The organism is Aureimonas jatrophae, assembly GCF_900104035.1.
GTDB classification, from domain to species: domain Bacteria; phylum Pseudomonadota; class Alphaproteobacteria; order Rhizobiales; family Rhizobiaceae; genus Aureimonas; species Aureimonas jatrophae.
Genome location: NZ_FNIT01000001.1, coordinates 312001 through 326993, shown reverse-complemented (window position 1 = coordinate 326993; position 14993 = coordinate 312001). Strand labels below are relative to the sequence as shown.

Sequence of the window (14993 nt, the reverse complement as noted above, 5' to 3'; positions counted from 1 at the left end):
GGACGGCCGTCAGCTCTTCGCCGTTTCCTGGGCGGTCACGAGGCCGATGTTGCGATAGCCGGCAGCCGAGATGCGCGCCATGACGCGCATCACCGTGCCGTAGCCGGCGCTCTGGTCGGCGCGCACGAAGATGCGCTCCTCGTAGCCTGCTTCCGCGATGGCCTTGAGCTGCTCGACGATGGTCGCCTCGTCGACCGGGGTCTCCTGAAGGAAGACCGAGCCGTCCTGCTGGACCGAGATCGTGATGGGCTGCTTCTTGGCGCTCAGCGCCTTGGCCTGCGTTTCGGGCAGCTCCAGCGGGACGCCCACCGTCATCAGCGGCGCCGCCACCATGAAGATGATCAGCAGCACCAGCATGACGTCGACCATCGGCGTCATGTTGATCTCGGCCATCGGCTGGCGGCGCTTGCCGCGCCGCCGGCGCGACCCGCCGCCCGAAGCTGCCGAACCCGTCGACATACCCATGTGTGTGGCCCCCTCGACCGCGTCTCTTCGTCCCGGCGCCTCAGCGGGCCGGGATCTTCTCGTCGATCTGGCGCGACAGGATGGCGGAGAATTCGTCGGCGAAGGCCTCGAGGCGACCGCCGAGCTTGCCGGCGTCGGCCGACAGCTTGTTGTAGGCGATCACCGCGGGAATGGCCGCGACGAGACCGATCGCGGTGGCCAGCAGCGCCTCGGCGATACCGGGAGCAACGACCGCAAGGCTCGTCTGCTCCGAGGCCGCGATCGATTGGAACGACGTCATGATGCCGACCACCGTGCCGAACAGGCCGATAAAGGGCGCGGCCGAGCCGACGGTCGCCAGGAAGCCGAGACGGGACTCCAGGCCCTCCATCTCGCGCGCCATGGTGACATCCATGGCCTTCTCGATGCGCGTCTGCAGGCCGATCGGCGAGCGGGCGCCCTTCTCGAAGCTCTTCTTCCACTCGCGCATCGCGGCGACGAACAGCGCGCCCATGCCCGACGTCTTGCGGTCCGACAGCGTGTGGTAGAGCTCTTCCAGCGACTGCCCGCTCCAGAACGTGTTCTCGAACTGGTTGAGCTGGCGGCGGAAGCGGCCGTAGCGGGCAGCCTTGTCGAAGATGATCGCCCAGGTCCAGACGGACGCGGCGAGAAGGCCGAGCATCACGAACTTGACGACGAAGCCCGCCTGCCAGAAAAGCCCCATCAGCGACATGTCGCTGCCGTGCGAGGTGGCGGCGAGCGCGGTCTGGGCGACGTCGTTCATGTCTGTCGGTGTCCCTCGATCAAGCGGTCACGGCGGGAACCCGGCCCCGCCTCTTCCCGTCCTTCCGCTGCAAGCGGAGGACGCCCCGTCCAGACGCGCCTTTCCACGGACATTCCGGTAAAAGAATGGCGCGACAAGGACTTCCGGTGATTCGTATGAAGCACCGTTAGGGTTAACGAAAGGTTTGCGCAGGGCGCCAAAGTCGTCGCGCGGCGACGATTTCAGTCCTCCGCCGGCGCGCCGAGGCGCTCGGCGACCCGCTTCGGCATGCGGCGCGGCTTCCCCTCCGGCGAGATGACGGCAACCTTCACGCGCGCCTCGATCAGGATCTCGCCGTTCCGCAGGATGCGCTGGTCAAGCACCACCCTCGCTCCGCCCAGCGTTGCGGTTCGCGTCTCAACCTCCAGAACGTCATCGATCCGGGCCGGTCGCAGGAAGTCGATCTCCATGCGACGGACGGCGAAGGCCATGGGCTCGCCGAACGCCCCGTCCATGAGCTCGCGATGCCCGATCCCGTGAAGGCGCAGGTAGTCGGTGCGACCGCGCTCCAGGAAGTGCAGGTAGCGCGCGTGATAGACGACGCCCGAGAAGTCGGTGTCCTCGAAGTAGACGCGCACGGGAAGAACGTGGCCGAACTCGGTGAGGCGGCCGGACAGTTGCTCGATCATGGGGCGCGTCCTAGCGCGGACGAGGCTCGGGACGGAAGAGCCTCGGCCCGATCGCGAAACCGTGCTCGCGGGTTCGGAACACTTGGCCGCGACGCGACTTTGGCGGACCATGACGCATCCGCACGACCCCTCGCTCCCCGACCTGGAACAGCAGGATATCGAACTGGCGGAGGCGGCCGGACGACAGCGCCATCGCCCTCTCGTTCGCTGGGCCGGATGGATGAGCGAGCTGGCCGACCAGCCGCAGCTCGCCGCGCTCTGCGCGTCGACGGCGCTCGTCGGGTTGGCCGGTGGCCGTCGCGACATTCTGGCGACCGGCCTGCAGATGCTGCTTGCTCACGCGATCGCGACGCAGGCGAAGGGTTGGATCAAGAACCGCGTCCGGCGTGTGCGCCCCTACGTCGTTCTGGACGAGGGGCGCTACGAGCGGGAGACGGGCGAGACGCGGCACCCACGGGAGCGGTCCTTCCCGTCCGGTCATACCGCCGGCGCGGTGGCGGTGGCGACCGTTGTCGCCCTGCGGCATCCGGCGATGGCCGTGCCGGCGCTGGCGCTCGCGGCCGCCGCCTCGCTCGTGCAGCTGCCGCGCGCCAAGCATTACCCATCGGATCTCGCCGCGGGCACCGCGATCGGGTTGGCGGGCGCCGGCCTGTCGCTGGGCGTCGGCGCGCTTCTGGCCGGCGCCCTGCGGCGGCGCTAATCCGCCTCGCCGTCCTCGAACAGGGTCGCCTGCGCGCCCTGCCAGCCGCCCGGGACCGCCATGCCGATATGCTTGAAGGCGTGCGCGGTCATCATGCGCCCGCGCGGCGTCCGCTGAATGAAGCCCTGTTGCAGCAGATACGGCTCGACGATGTCCTCGATCGCATCGCGCGGCTCGGACAAGGCGGCCGCGATCGTCTCGATACCGACCGGCCCGCCGCCGAAGTTCAGCGCGATCAGGTCGAGGTAGCGCCGGTCGAGCTGGTCGAGGCCGAGAGAATCCACTTCCAGGCGCGTCAGCGCCTCGTCCGCGATGCGGCGATCGACGATCGGTGCATCGGCCATGGTCGCGAAGTCGCGCACCCGGCGCAGCAGCCGGCCCGCGATGCGCGGCGTTCCCCGCGCCCGACGCGCGATCTCGCTGGCACCGTCATCGCCCATGGGCAGGTCCATGAGCCGCGCTCCACGCTTCACGATGTGTTCGAGCTCGGGGACCGTGTAGAAGTTCAATCGAACCGGGATGCCGAAGCGATCGCGCAGCGGTGTCGTCAGGAGCCCGATGCGGGTGGTCGCCGCGACCAGCGTGAAGCGCGACAGGTCGATCTTCACGGAGCGCGCCGCCGGTCCCTCGCCGATGATGAGGTCGAGCTGGAAGTCCTCCATCGCGGGATAGAGAATCTCCTCCACCGCCGGTGACAGGCGATGAATCTCGTCGATAAACAGGACGTCGCGCTCTTCGAGGTTGGTCAGGAGGGCGGCCAAGTCGCCGGCCTTCGCGATCACGGGACCCGAGGTCGAGCGGAAGTTGACGCCCAGTTCTTTCGCCATGATCTGCGCCAGCGTCGTCTTGCCGAGGCCCGGCGGCCCCACGAAGAGAACGTGATCAAGGGCTTCGCCGCGTGTCTTCGCGGCCTCGATGAAGACCTTCAGGTTGGCCCGCGCGGCGGCCTGGCCGACGAACTCGTCGAGCCGTTGCGGGCGCAGTGAGGCGTCGACGTCCTCGCCCCGCTTCTCAGGCGTCAGGAGGCGTGTGGGCTGGCTCATGGACTTAGGGCCTTACCTTCAGACAGGAGATCAACGGCTGAGGACCTTGAGCCCTGACCGGATCAGAAGCGTGGCGGGCGCGTCCTCGCCGGCTTCGCGCAGCGCGACGGCGACCGCGTTGGCCGCCTGGTCGCGGGAATAGCCGAGATTGACGAGCGCCGACACCGCATCCGTGACGGGCGCCGTTGCGACGCCCTCCCCGATGTCGCGGTGAAGCGTGAAGCTCTCCGCCGAGGCGGCTCCGGAATAGGCGGGCGCCTTGTCCTTCAGCTCGGCCACGATGCGCGCGGCGACCTTCGGCCCGACGCCCGGCGCGCGCGCGATCGATGCCTTGTCCTGCAGCGCGATGGCACTCGCCAGATCGCCCGGCGACAGCGTGCCCACGACGTTCAGCGCGACCTTGGTGCCGACGTGCTGGACGACGAGGAGCAGGCGGAACCACGCGCGCTCGGCCTCGGTCGCAAAGCCGTAGAGGCGGATCATGTCCTCGCGCACATAGGTCTCGATGAACAGGACGGCGGCTTCGCCGGGGCGCAGGTTCTGCAGCGTTCTGGCGCCGCAGAAGGCGAGATAGCCGACGCCGTGCACGTCGAGAACGACGTGGTCCTCGCCGACCTCGTCCACGGTTCCCTTCAGCTTGCCGATCAAGGATGCGTCTCCGGGCAGATGATGTCGAGGTCTGGAAAGTATGTGCGGTATCGTGCGCCGTCGCGCGTCAGGAGACGGTGGCCCGCGACCTGCGCATGAGCCCCGATCAGGAAGTCCGGCAAGGTGCGCTCGCGACGCCCACCGCGCTCGCGGTAGCGGCGATGAGCCTGCCCGGCCAGGAAGGCGGCCTCGAAGGGCACCGGTTCGCGCAACCAAAGCTGGGTCGGCAAAGCTTGCTCGAGCTTCATCGCCGCGTCGAACTGAAAGCTGAGCTCGGCGGCGACCTCGACGTTGACGACGAAGGGCGCGTGGGGCGCCAACTCGTTCAAGCGTGCCGCGCCCCAAACCGAGAAGCGGTCGGGAACGGGCTGGACGATGTCGATCAAGACGTTCGCGTCAACGAGGATCGAGGTCATCGAAGGGTCCGCGCGTCTCATCCATGATCTCGTCGGTCCGCATCCGGCCGTTGCCGCTGCCCGAGGTCGTGCGCAACCATTCCTCGACGGCGCTGCGCTTGCGCTCGGCACCATCGAGCTTCACGAGGCGGACCACACCGCAATCCTCCACGAAGTCCACGTCGCTGCCCGGCCCGATCCCCAGACGCTCGCGGATGGCCTTGGGAATGGTCACCTGACTCTTCTCGGTCAACCGCACCATGAAACTCCGTAATACCGACCGGTATTACCTATCACCCCACCAGGAACAAGTCCAGAACATCTAGAGGCCGGCGAAGGCCGCGCGTGCCTGCGCGGACTGCCGGTGATGGGCGTGGCAGATGGCGATGGCGAGCGCGTCCGCGGCATCGCTCGTATTGAAGGTCGCCTTGGGCATCAGGACCTTCACCATCATATGGATCTGCTGCTTCTCGCCGTGGCCGACGCCGATCACCGCCTTCTTCACGGCGTTCGGCGCGTATTCGGCAACGGGCAGTCCGGCCAGCGCGGGAACCAGCATGGCGATGCCCCGCGCCTGTCCGAGCTTCAGGGTCGCGACCGCATCCTTGTTGACGAAGGTCTGCTCGACGGCCGCCTCGTGGGGGCGATAGTCGCTCATGATGGTCTGCAGTCCGTCGTGCAGCTGCCGCAGGCGATACGCGAGATCGTCGTCGCCTTCCGAGGTGACGGTGCCGGACGCCACGAAGCGCAGGGAGTTGCCGACGGTCTCGACGACGCCCCATCCGGTTCGCCGCAGCCCCGGATCGATGCCGATGATGCGAATGACGCGCTCCTGATACATGCCTTCTCCGTTCGTCCTTAACGCATGGGTGACCGTGTTAGAAGACGAAGCGTGAACGAACAGAAAACGGACCGTGGACATGGTTGCGAGATGGCCAGACGCGACGCATCCGGCGATGTCGCCGATCGTCCTGAATTCAGTCAGGAAATTGTAGGACATCGCGCGCAAGATAGTCGCTCACCTCCTGCGCGAAGGCGTCATGCGGCCGTCCTCCCGTTTCCTGCGCGATCATCGCGCCAGCATCCCCATCGTGACCGCGCTGCTCCTGCCGGTCCTCGTGCTCATCTCGGGCGGCGCCGTGGATCTCGTGGTGCACGAACGGGGGCGGATCGCCTTGCAGGACGCGCTCGACCGCGGCGTCCTTGCGGCGGCTTCGCTGAACCAGACCGCAGATCCGACGGCGGTCGTACGCTCGTTTCTGAAGAGCGTGCCGAACGGCGACACGGCCACGCTCACCGTGGCGGAGCAGAAGACGCTCAACAAGCGCGTAATCACGGCCTCGGCGTCGATCGCCTACGAGACGACCTTCCTGAAGCTCGCCGATATCGACGATCTCACGATCAACGCGTCGTCGACCGCCGAAGAGTCGCGCAGCAACGTCGAGCTCTCGCTCGTTCTCGATATCTCGGGATCCATGCTGGACAACGGCGGCATGACGCAGCTGCGACCGGCGGCGAAGAGCTTCCTGGATGTCGTTCTGAAGGAGGATTCGCGCCCGACCACCTCGGTGAACATCATCCCCTTCGCCGGTCAGGTGAACGTCGGCAAGGATGTGTTCGAGTACATCACGAGCGCCGCTTATAACAACCGCCTGCTGCCTTACGGGCGTAAACAGCACAACAGTAGCTGGTGCGTCGAGATGACATCCGGCGACTTCTCGTCCGGGACGCCGAGCTTCTACGATCGCGATCAGGCACCGCATTTCAGCTACTACAACATCAGCGCGTCCGGTAAGCAGCCCTGGTGGTGTCCGACGCTGCCCACCATCAGTTACATGACGAACGACCTCGCGACGCTGAAGGCGAGGATGGATGCCTTGCAACCCTATGATGGGACCGGGACGGCATACGGAATGAAATGGGCGGAACTCCTGCTCAACCCGTCGATGCGCTCGACGCTCCAGTCCATCCGCACCAAGGGCTACGCGCCGATCCCAGCCAGCTTTTCGGCCCGCCCAGCGGACTTCAACGACAAGGATACGCTGAAGTTCATCGTCCTGATGACGGATGGCCAGATCGGCTTCCAGCCCAGACCCACGGACGCAAACGTCAATCCGGACTCGCGGTGGAGTGTCACGACCCGAAACATCAGCGGGAACGACGCCAACAAGAAGGCCTACGCGACAACGACGAACGACTATGTTGGCCGCTTCAACGCCTTCACCGAGGCCGAAGCCAAGGGCTTCTACAAGAAGGTCTGCGACTACACGAAGCAGGAGGGCATCACGATCTTCACGATCGCCTTCAAGGTTTCCGCGGAGATCGCCGCCAACATCGCCGCCTGCGCTTCGAAGCCGGCCTACGCCTACAAGGTCGATGGCCTCGACATGTCGGCGGCCTTCCAGTCGATCGCGGCTCAGATGCAGCAACTCCGGATCACGAAGTAGACCATGGGTGTCCTGCGCAGGTTCGGTCGGGATCGAAGCGGCGTGTCGGCGATCGAGTTCGCGATGATCGCCCCCCTATTCTTCGCGCTCGTCTTCTCGACCATCGAGACCGGGTGGATCATGGTGCGGTCGACCGCCCTCGATCGCGCGCTCGACATCGCCGTTCGTCAGGTCCGCATCGGCGCCAAGCCGGACCAGGCCGCGATGAAGGCGGCGATCTGCGCCAACATGACGCTTGTCGTGCACGCGTGTGCCAGCGCCATGCTGGTGGAGATGACGACCGTCAGCTCCGCGACCGATATTCCGTCGACCGGAGCCAAATGCATCGATCGCGGTAGCACGGTCGCCCAGAGCGGCGCCTATACCACCGGCACCGAACAGGCGACGCTGTTCGTGCGGGCGTGCCTGGTCGCCGACCCCCTCACGCCGCTCATCGGCGTTGCCCTGGCGCTGCCGAAGGACGCGCTCGGCGGCTACTGGCTCGTCGCAAGCTCGGCGTTCAAGAAGGAGCCCGAGAAAAACAAATGAGGATCGCTCCCGCGGCTCACGCATACCGGACCGACGAGCGCGGCGTCGCGGCCATCGAGTTCGCGATCATCGGGCCCTTGCTGGTCACGCTTCTTCTGGGCGCGGTGACGCTGTTCGAACTCTACCGCGCCTCGCACATCGCGGAGAAGGCGACGTTCACGACGGCCGACATCCTGTCGCGTGAAGACACGACCTCGACCAGCAAGATCAGCACCAACCGTTCGATCTTCGTCGCCATGACGCGTCATCCCGCCAGCGACACGACGTTTCGGGTCACCAGCATCAAACGGCTGGGGACGAAGTTCACGGTCTGCTGGTCGGACGCGCCCTCGCCGCTCGTCAAGATGATCGACGCCACGATACCGACCGCGAAGATGCCGTTGGTGGCTGACGGCGACACGATCCTCTTCGTCGAGTCGACGGTGCTCGCGACACCGCTCTTCGCCTCCGTGGGCCTGCCCGCGATGACCCTGGCCAACTTTTCGGCGATCCGCTCGCGCTCGGGCGGACCTATCAAGAACGAGTCGGTCGCCGCCGCTCCGTGCTGAGGCGACCGCGGCGTGTCAGGCCGCCGAGAGCTTGGCCATGACCTCTTCGTCGACCTCGAAGTTGGCGTAGACGTTCTGCACGTCGTCGTCGTCCTCGAGGTTGGCGATGAGGCGCAGCACCGACTGGGCCTTGTCCTCGTCCACCGGGGCGCCGGTCTGCGGCCGCCAGATGATCTTGACGCTCTCGGCCTCGCCGAGGCTCTTTTCCAGCGCCGCGGCGACGTCGTTCAGGTCGCCGAACGCGGTGATGATGCGGTGACCGTCCTCGTCGGACTGGACGTCGTCGGCACCCGCCTCGATCGCGGCCTCCATCACCGTGTCGGCGTCCCCCGCCTTGGCGGGATAGACGATCTCGCCGACCCGGTCCCACAGAAACGAGACCGAGTTGGTTTCGCCCAGCGCTCCGCCGGCCTTGGTGAAGTAGGAGCGGACGTTGGACGCCGTGCGATTGCGGTTGTCGGTGAGCGCCTCGACGATCACGGCCACGCCGCCGGGGCCGTACCCCTCGTAGCGCACCTCGTCATAGTTCTCCGTATCGCCGCCGATCGCCTTGTTGATGGCGCGCTGGATGTTGTCCTTGGGCATGGACTGCGCCTTGGCGTTGTTGATCGCCAGCCGCAGGCGCGGGTTCATCTCGGGATCGGCCATGCCGGTCTTGGCGGCGACGGTGATCTCGCGCGCGAGCTTGGAGAACATCTTGGAGCGGACCGCGTCCTGGCGGCCCTTGCGATGCATGATGTTCTTGAATTGGGAATGACCGGCCATCGGACACCTTCTCGTTCGGGTGGGTTCGTGAGGTGGGGCTGTATAAAGCGGCCGGCCCCGCCGCGTCCAGCAACGCGGGCGGAGGGCGGGAGGGGTCCGTGCCTCCCGGGAAGGTGACTTTGCCGGGCGCGCGGTCCGTGAAAGGCTGACGGCTCCGGGCTTCATGCCGGTTCCGATGCCGAAAGGTCTCGCCGATGCGCCTCGTTCTCGCCGCCCTTGCGGTTCTCGCCGGCTCGCCGGTCCTCGCGCAGGAGGGGGTCTCCTCGTGTCTGGCGATCGCCGACCGGCTTCCGGGCGTCCGGTTCGCCCAACTCGGCGCCGCGCCGCCGCAGCGCGCGGCGCAGGCGCGGGTCGGCGACACGGTGCGCATCACCTATGCCGCCCATGCGACCTATGTCGTGGAGAGCCCGGAGGGAATCCGTCTCGCGACCGACTATGCGGGCCACGCCGGGCCGGGTCCGCTTCCCGACATCGTGACCATGAACAAGGCGCACGGCACGCATTACACGGACTACCCCGACCCCGCGATCGGAACGGTCCTGCGCGGCTGGAACCCGGCCGGGGGCGCGGCCAAGCATAACGTGACCGTGGGCGATGTCCTGGTGCGCAACGTGCCGACCGACATCAACCGCTATGGAACCTTCGAGGCGGACGGAAACTCGATCTTCGTGGTCGAGGTGGCGGGCCTCTGCATCGGGCATCTCGGCCACCTCCATCACATGCTCACCGACGAGGACTACGCGGCGATCGGACGGCTCGACGTCCTGATGGTGCCGGTCGACGGATCGTGGACCATGAGCCAGCGGGGCATGGGCGAGATCGCCGAACGCCTTCACTCCTCGGTCGTCCTGCCGATGCACCGCTTTCGCACGCCAATCGAGCGGTTCCTGGAGCAGATCCCGGACTTCGCGGTGGAACGGCGGGCGGAACGCTCGATCGAGTTGTCCGCGCGCACGCTTCCGCGCCAGCCGACCGTGATCATCCTGCAGGGCGTCTAGCGGCTCGGCTCCTCCGGGTCGTCGTCGTCCTCGCCCTCGAGCTCATCCAGCGATGCCAGCAGCATCTCGCGGTCCTCGTCATCGTCCAGTTGGATGAGCGAGGATCGTCGCAGGTCCGCGGCCTGAGCATGCGGCAGACGCAGCGGCATCGGCGACGAGACCGCGAAGGACACGAGGGCGACCAGCGCGCACAGGAGATGCCGCATCGCCGCCTCGGCTCGGCGGCCGCCATCTGCGCGAGGAGTTGTCCGATCCGTCATGACGTCCCCGTTTGCCCGTCCGCCGCGCGGGGACGCTGCCGTGCGAATAAGGCGGTTCGAGGAGTTCAGAGCCAGAAGTCGGGGACGCTCTCGGAGAGCCTCGGACCCAGGCGCACGGCCGCCACACGCTCGGCAAGGCCCGTGCGGTCGGAGATCTCCACCGCCAGCCCACAGATCGTCGCCGGGCCCTCGGCCGCCTCGAAGCGTCCGCGCGGCACGCGGGTGAGGAAGCGGTTCAGCGGCTCCTCCTTGTCCATGCCGAGCGACGAGTCGTAGTCGCCGCACATGCCGGCATCGGATTGGTAGGCCGTACCGTTCGCGAGGATCTGGTGATCGGCGGTCGGCACGTGCGTATGGGTCCCGACGACGACCGACACGCGCCCGTCGAGGAAGTGACCCATGCTCTGCTTCTCGCTCGTCGCCTCGGCGTGGAAGTCGAGGACGATGGCGTCGGCCTGTTCGCCCAAGGGGCATGAGGAGATGATGCTTTCCGCCGCCCGAAACGGGTCGTCCAGCTCGGGATGCATGAAGGCGCGACCCATGACGTTGGCGACAAGAACGCGCGCGCCCGAGCGCGACTCGAACAGGCCGGAACCGCGTCCCGGCGTCCCGGGCGGATAGTTGGCCGGTCTCAGGAAGCGTTCCTGCCGGGGCGCGAAGGCCAGCGCTTCCCGCTGGTCGAACGCATGGTTGCCGGTCGTCACGACGTCGGCACCCGCTTCGAGCGTGCGCTCCAGGATCTCCTCGGTGATGCCGAAGCCGCCGGCCGCGTTCTCTCCGTTCACTACCACGAAGTCGAGCCGCCAATCCTCGACGAGGCTTGGCAACCGCTCCGCCACGGCGGTTCGGCCCGACCTGCCCACCATGTCGCCCAAAAACAGGAAGCGCACGCTCTCTCCTTTTCGTCTCGCCCGTCTTCAGCATATCCGGGCGATTCAGGCACGTCCCGTCAGGACGCGGGCAGGGCCGACTTCGCGCTCTGGAGCTTGTCGAGCGCGCGGCGCACCGCGGGACGTGCGCCCACCCTGTCGGCCCAGGCGGACAGGTTCGGAAAGTCGCCGCGCGCTTCCAGTCCCTTCAGCCCTGATACCGCCCAGCTCCAGTTCATGACGTCGGCGATCGAGTAGTCGCCGGCGAGCCATTCCCGGTCCTTGAGATGCGCGTCGAGCACGCCGAGCAGCCGGCGCGACTCGGTCTCGAAGCGCCGGATCGCGAAGTCCGAGCGTTCCTTGGCGTTGCGGAAGTAGTGCACCTGGCCGATCATCGGTCCCGTTCCGCCGGCCTGGAAGAAGGTCCAGGACAGGGCTTCCGCCTGGTCGGGCCCGGTTTTGGCGAGAAGGCGACCGCTTTTCTCGGCGAGATGGATCAGGATCGCACCGCTTTCGAACACGCGCTGTCCGGTCTCCGTGTCCCGGATCGCCGGGATGCGCCCGTTCGGATTGATCGCAAGAAAGTCCGATTCCTTCTGTTTGCCGGTCGAGATGTCGAGGAGGCGCAGCTCGTAGGGGAGCTCGCATTCCTCGAGCATGATGATCGGCTTCTCGCCGTTGGGCGTCGTCCAGGTGAAGAGTTCGATCATCGCAGCGTATCCTTCCCATGCATGGTCGGGCGGGGAGCTAGGGCACCGACGCCTCGGCTTCGAGCGCTCGACCCGCCGAAAGACCGATCTCACGTGCCGCGCCTTGCTGTCCTCGCTGTCCTGCCCCTGCTCGCACTCGCGGGCTGCCTGTCCTTCGATGCGAAGGCACCGGCGAACTTCGTGCAAACGCTTCCGATCGAGCGCGACGAGGGCCTGCGCGCCGTGAACGCGTTTCGGGAGGCGAACGGCCTCAAGCCCCTGCGCACGAACGCGCAACTCGATCTTGCCGCGTCCCGCCAGAGCGAGGCCATGGCGCGCGCCGACCGGATGGACCATGCGGTCGCCGGTGCCCTGCCCAGTCGTGCGGAACGGGCCGGCTACCATTGGGGGACGGTCGCCGAGAACATCGGACGCGGCTATCCCGACTACGCGGCGGCGATGAAGGGCTGGATCAACTCGCCCGGCCACCGGCGCAACCTCCTGAACCCCAACGTCACGGAGATCGGCTTTGCCGGCGCCCGGATCGGCGACGGCGGCACGCGATACTGGACGCAGATCCTCGCGGCACCCTCGATGCGGGTGATCGCTAGCGCGACGGAGAAACCGCTGCGGTGGGGACCAGAACTCCGTTTTCCGTAACCACGGCATCCAGCGTCTGGTCGTGCTCGTCGGTCGGCACATGTTCCACGAGCTGGGATGCAAAGGCGAGACCGACGGCCAGGACCCGACCGTTCCCGCGGGCGCGCGCGATCGCGCGATCGTAGAAGCCACGCCCGTAGCCGAGCCGGCGGCCCGCGGCATCGAAGGCCAGAAGCGGCACGAGAATCACGGATGGCACGATCTCGGGGACGTCGCTTCCCGGCGCGCGGGTGCCGAAGCCCTGCGGCTCCAGCGGTCCGTCGTCGCGCACGATCCGAAAGCGAAGTTCATGGCCGTCGATCGCAGGGACGCCGACCGATCGTCCGGCCTGCCGGAGCAGCGAGACCAGAAGGGCCGGGTCGACCTCGGAGCGGATCGCGAGATAGGCCGCGACCGGGCTCCCGTCGTCCGGCAGGAACGCCAGGACGTGCCGCGTGATCGCCAGCGCGTCGAGCGAGCGGTCGCTCGGATCCAGCCCGTCGCGGCGCCGCATGGCCTTGCCGCGCAGGGCGCGTTTGCGGGCATCGATGTCGCCGTCGCTCATCGGGACCGGGCGGCAGAAGGATAGAGTAGGGAAAGCAAGCGGCGGACCACCTCGGCCGATGGAAACAGTCGATCCCGGGAACCTACAGAGTAGGTGGGCGCCGTGTGTCCCGGCCCAGGGGCCGGGTCAGGGACAGCTCCCTCAGGGATGCGTAAGGCCCCGGGGAATAAGTCGTCCCTGTCGCGCCGCGCAGTCCGCCGAGACAGAAGATAGGCGAGTTGCAGGCCTCTGACCAGTGATCTCAGGCGCCATGGTATCGCGCGGCCGGCTTGTCGCGCGAGACGTTCGCCCAGCACGCGGCCTCCGCCTCCCCATAGCGGTCCCAGGTCGACACGTCCGGCAGCGAGGGAATGCACACGGACTCGCCCATATCCAGGGCGCGCAGCGAGGCGACCACGAGGTCGTCGGCCTGCATGACGCGCTCGGGCGGAAAACGCGAGAGATCGTTGCCCGCGACCGTATGAAAATCGGTGGCGATCACGCCCGGGATCAGGAGCTGGACCTCGACACCGGTCCCCTCCGCCTCGACCTGCAGGGTGCGCGTGAAGGCCGTCACGAAGTTCTTGGTCGCGCCATAGCCGGCATTGCCCGGAAGATTGGCGAAGACCGTCCCGGAGGAGACGTTGATGATCCGCCCACGCCCCGCCGCGCGCATGGCCTTCATGGCGGCGTGCGAGAGCTGGGCCAGCGCCACGACGTTGACCTGAATCATGTCGGCGAGTGCGGCGGGATCCAGTTCGGCGACCATGCCTCTGGCCGCATAGCCGGCGTTGTTGACCAGGAGATCGACCGGAGGCGAGGCACCGAGGCGCTCGGCCACCGCCGCCACGCCGACCGGATCGCCGAGATCGGCCGGCAGCACCTCGACCTCGACACCGTGCGCGGCCCGAAGCTCGGCCGCCAGATCGTCCAGCCTGTCGCGGCGGCGCGCGACGAGAACCAGGGCGCAACCCGTCCGCGCCAGATGCTCCGCGTAGCTTCGCCCTATGCCGGCCGAAGCCCCGGTCACGAGCGCGCGGGAGGAAGATGCCATGGGGGACCTCGACGGATACAAGGCCGGACGGCACCGGCCTCGACGGATGCGTCGCAGGTGGCGCGGCGGGCGTCCCGGTCAACCGGCGAAATCCCGTCCCGTCGACGGAACGGGCCGAACCGCCGGGCACGGGACGCGCGGTCGGGAGGGGCGACCGGCTAGCGGCGGTAGTCCTCGAGCTTCGCGCTGATCTCGTCGAGAACGTCGGAGACGCCGTTCAGGTGTTCGGCAAGGCGCCGGTCGCCGGCCTCGCCGCCGCGCGACATCTCGCGTTCACGCTCGCGGGCCTCCGCCAGTTCCGCCTCGAGACCGGCGATGCGCGCCTGGGCATCGGACAGCTCGTCGCTTGCCATGATGCCGGCCATGATCGCCAGGCGCTGGTCCCCGATCTCGCCGAACGAGCCGCGCAGCTCGTTGATGCGGCCGTCCATCTGGGCAGCCAGCTCGACGAGATGCGCTTCCTCGCCCTCGGCGCAGGCCATGCGGTAGGTCTTGGCATCGATGGTGACGACGATCTGGGGCATGGGTCGGACTTTCTGGCGGCGGGATCAGGCGCGTCGGGAGAGGACGTCGCGAATCGCCTCCATCGCGGTCACGAGCCGGCGCGAAACCTCGCGGTTGGCGCCTTCGAGCCGTTCGGCACGCGTCAGCGCGGTGTCGAGTTCGGCGGCCAGGCGCGAACGGTCGGCGGTCATGCGCTGCACCTCCTCCTCGGCGCCGTCGGCCACTTCCTGGCGCACGACACGCGCCTCGGCGGCCCGCTCCAGTCGCTCGATCGAGCGCTGCAGGCGCAGCGTGGCCTCGTCCAGGCGGTCGCGCGTCATGCCGTCCCCTCTTCCAGCCGTCCCCTCGGGGAAGCGCGCCCCGCCCCGGTTTGGGACGCGATCCTCATCTATCGCTTTAACGCGACTGGCCTAGGAGGAAAAGGCGGCTTGCAGGGCGGCGTTGACAAGCCTCGCCTCCTGGGGTC

Annotated in this window: 22 protein-coding genes and 1 other RNA gene; 6 read left to right on the top strand and 17 right to left on the bottom strand. The window is 67.5% G+C overall.

Annotation, left to right across the window (positions count from 1 at the left end; translation table 11 throughout):
• Nucleotides 1-9: 9 nt before the first annotated feature.
• The 3 genes from tolR to ybgC form a co-directional block, all read right to left on the bottom strand.
• Nucleotides 10-465 carry a protein TolR gene (gene tolR, locus BLQ76_RS01585; protein ID WP_090667890.1) on the bottom strand — a complete coding sequence of 152 codons (456 nt, stop codon included), beginning with the start codon at nt 463-465 and terminating at the stop codon, nt 10-12.
• 40 nt (nt 466-505) lie between these two features.
• Nucleotides 506-1228 carry a protein TolQ gene (gene tolQ / locus BLQ76_RS01580; protein WP_090667888.1) on the bottom strand — a complete coding sequence of 241 codons (723 nt, stop codon included), beginning with the start codon at nt 1226-1228 and terminating at the stop codon, nt 506-508.
• Between the two features lie 221 nt (nt 1229-1449).
• On the bottom strand, nt 1450-1896 hold the full coding sequence (gene ybgC, locus BLQ76_RS01575) for a tol-pal system-associated acyl-CoA thioesterase (protein ID WP_090667886.1): 447 nt from the start codon (nt 1894-1896) through the stop codon (nt 1450-1452).
• A 109-nt stretch (nt 1897-2005) separates the two neighbouring features.
• Here ybgC and BLQ76_RS01570 point away from each other — a divergent pair, with 109 nt between their 5' ends.
• The gene (locus BLQ76_RS01570) at nt 2006-2596 is read left to right on the top strand and encodes a phosphatase PAP2 family protein (protein ID WP_170842419.1); all 591 of its coding nucleotides are present in this window, start codon (nt 2006-2008) and stop codon (nt 2594-2596) included.
• Here the strand turns inward: BLQ76_RS01570 and ruvB are convergent.
• From ruvB to ruvC, 5 genes are read right to left on the bottom strand one after another with little or no spacing between them, the layout of a single operon-like run.
• Nucleotides 2593-3639, bottom strand: coding sequence for a Holliday junction branch migration DNA helicase RuvB (gene ruvB, locus BLQ76_RS01565; RefSeq protein ID WP_090667881.1), 1047 nt, complete (start codon nt 3637-3639; stop codon nt 2593-2595). The genes BLQ76_RS01570 and ruvB overlap by 4 nt on opposite strands.
• Before the next feature lie 30 nt (nt 3640-3669).
• Nucleotides 3670-4287, bottom strand: coding sequence for a Holliday junction branch migration protein RuvA (gene ruvA / locus BLQ76_RS01560; RefSeq protein ID WP_090667875.1), 618 nt, complete (start codon nt 4285-4287; stop codon nt 3670-3672).
• Nucleotides 4284-4703 carry a type II toxin-antitoxin system VapC family toxin gene (locus BLQ76_RS01555; protein ID WP_090667872.1) on the bottom strand — a complete coding sequence of 140 codons (420 nt, stop codon included), beginning with the start codon at nt 4701-4703 and terminating at the stop codon, nt 4284-4286. Before BLQ76_RS01555 ends, ruvA begins: the two co-directional genes overlap by 4 nt.
• On the bottom strand, nt 4684-4944 hold the full coding sequence (locus BLQ76_RS01550; protein ID WP_210285756.1) for an AbrB/MazE/SpoVT family DNA-binding domain-containing protein: 261 nt from the start codon (nt 4942-4944) through the stop codon (nt 4684-4686). Before BLQ76_RS01550 ends, BLQ76_RS01555 begins: the two co-directional genes overlap by 20 nt.
• Nucleotides 4945-5004: 60 nt before the next feature.
• A complete protein-coding gene (gene ruvC, locus BLQ76_RS01545; RefSeq protein WP_090667869.1) occupies nt 5005-5523 on the bottom strand; it encodes a crossover junction endodeoxyribonuclease RuvC in 519 nt (172 codons plus the stop codon).
• Between the two features lie 199 nt (nt 5524-5722).
• On the opposite strand from ruvC, the gene BLQ76_RS01540 reads away from it, so the two are divergent.
• The 3 genes from BLQ76_RS01540 to BLQ76_RS01530 are packed head-to-tail and all read left to right on the top strand — an operon-like array spanning nt 5723 to nt 8205.
• Entirely contained in the window at nt 5723-7129 is a 1407-nt protein-coding gene (locus tag BLQ76_RS01540) for a TadE/TadG family type IV pilus assembly protein (RefSeq protein ID WP_090667866.1), read from the top strand.
• Nucleotides 7130-7132: 3 nt separating this feature from the next.
• The gene (locus tag BLQ76_RS01535) at nt 7133-7657 is read left to right on the top strand and encodes a TadE/TadG family type IV pilus assembly protein (protein WP_090667863.1); all 525 of its coding nucleotides are present in this window, start codon (nt 7133-7135) and stop codon (nt 7655-7657) included.
• Nucleotides 7654-8205 (top strand): TadE/TadG family type IV pilus assembly protein, encoded by a 552-nt coding sequence (locus BLQ76_RS01530; protein WP_090667860.1) that lies wholly within the window; start codon nt 7654-7656, stop codon nt 8203-8205. The genes BLQ76_RS01535 and BLQ76_RS01530 overlap by 4 nt, the downstream gene beginning before the upstream one ends.
• Before the next feature lie 15 nt (nt 8206-8220).
• Here BLQ76_RS01530 and BLQ76_RS01525 read toward each other — a convergent pair whose 3' ends face one another.
• Entirely contained in the window at nt 8221-8970 is a 750-nt protein-coding gene (locus BLQ76_RS01525) for a YebC/PmpR family DNA-binding transcriptional regulator (RefSeq protein ID WP_090667856.1), read from the bottom strand.
• Nucleotides 8971-9164: 194 nt separating this feature from the next.
• On the opposite strand from BLQ76_RS01525, the gene BLQ76_RS01520 reads away from it, so the two are divergent.
• Nucleotides 9165-9968: an MBL fold metallo-hydrolase gene (locus BLQ76_RS01520; protein WP_090667850.1), complete on the top strand. Its 804-nt coding sequence runs from the start codon at nt 9165-9167 to the stop codon at nt 9966-9968.
• Here BLQ76_RS01520 and BLQ76_RS21895 read toward each other — a convergent pair.
• The 3 genes from BLQ76_RS21895 to BLQ76_RS01505 form a co-directional block, all read right to left on the bottom strand.
• Nucleotides 9965-10174: a hypothetical protein gene (locus BLQ76_RS21895; RefSeq protein WP_090667847.1), complete on the bottom strand. Its 210-nt coding sequence runs from the start codon at nt 10172-10174 to the stop codon at nt 9965-9967. The two genes, BLQ76_RS01520 and BLQ76_RS21895, sit on opposite strands and share 4 nt — an antisense overlap.
• 119 nt (nt 10175-10293) lie before the next feature.
• Complete coding sequence (locus BLQ76_RS01510; RefSeq protein WP_090667844.1) at nt 10294-11118, bottom strand: TIGR00282 family metallophosphoesterase; 825 nt, start codon at nt 11116-11118, stop codon at nt 10294-10296.
• Between the two features lie 59 nt (nt 11119-11177).
• A complete protein-coding gene (locus BLQ76_RS01505; protein WP_090667843.1) occupies nt 11178-11807 on the bottom strand; it encodes a glutathione S-transferase family protein in 630 nt (209 codons plus the stop codon).
• Nucleotides 11808-11900: 93 nt separating this feature from the next.
• Between BLQ76_RS01505 and BLQ76_RS01500 the strand changes: the two genes are divergently transcribed.
• Nucleotides 11901-12446, top strand: a complete 546-nt coding sequence (locus BLQ76_RS01500) for a CAP domain-containing protein (RefSeq protein ID WP_170842418.1) — start codon at nt 11901-11903, stop codon at nt 12444-12446.
• On the opposite strand, the gene BLQ76_RS01495 is transcribed toward BLQ76_RS01500, so the two are convergent.
• The 5 genes from BLQ76_RS01495 to BLQ76_RS01475 all read right to left on the bottom strand — a co-directional run bounded on the left by BLQ76_RS01495 (nt 12394) and on the right by BLQ76_RS01475 (nt 14847).
• Complete coding sequence (locus tag BLQ76_RS01495) at nt 12394-12990, bottom strand: 5-formyltetrahydrofolate cyclo-ligase (RefSeq protein WP_090667837.1); 597 nt, start codon at nt 12988-12990, stop codon at nt 12394-12396. The genes BLQ76_RS01500 and BLQ76_RS01495 overlap by 53 nt on opposite strands.
• A gap of 39 nt (nt 12991-13029) precedes the next feature.
• A non-coding RNA gene (gene ssrS, locus BLQ76_RS01490) (6S RNA) lies at nt 13030-13189 on the bottom strand.
• Nucleotides 13190-13231: 42 nt separating this feature from the next.
• On the bottom strand, nt 13232-14023 hold the full coding sequence (locus BLQ76_RS01485) for an SDR family NAD(P)-dependent oxidoreductase (protein WP_090667834.1): 792 nt from the start codon (nt 14021-14023) through the stop codon (nt 13232-13234).
• A gap of 158 nt (nt 14024-14181) precedes the next feature.
• Nucleotides 14182-14547, bottom strand: a complete 366-nt coding sequence (locus BLQ76_RS01480) for a cell division protein ZapA (RefSeq protein WP_090667831.1) — start codon at nt 14545-14547, stop codon at nt 14182-14184.
• A 24-nt stretch (nt 14548-14571) separates the two neighbouring features.
• A complete protein-coding gene (locus BLQ76_RS01475) occupies nt 14572-14847 on the bottom strand; it encodes a DUF4164 domain-containing protein (protein ID WP_090667828.1) in 276 nt (91 codons plus the stop codon).
• Between the last annotated feature and the right edge of the window lie 146 nt (nt 14848-14993).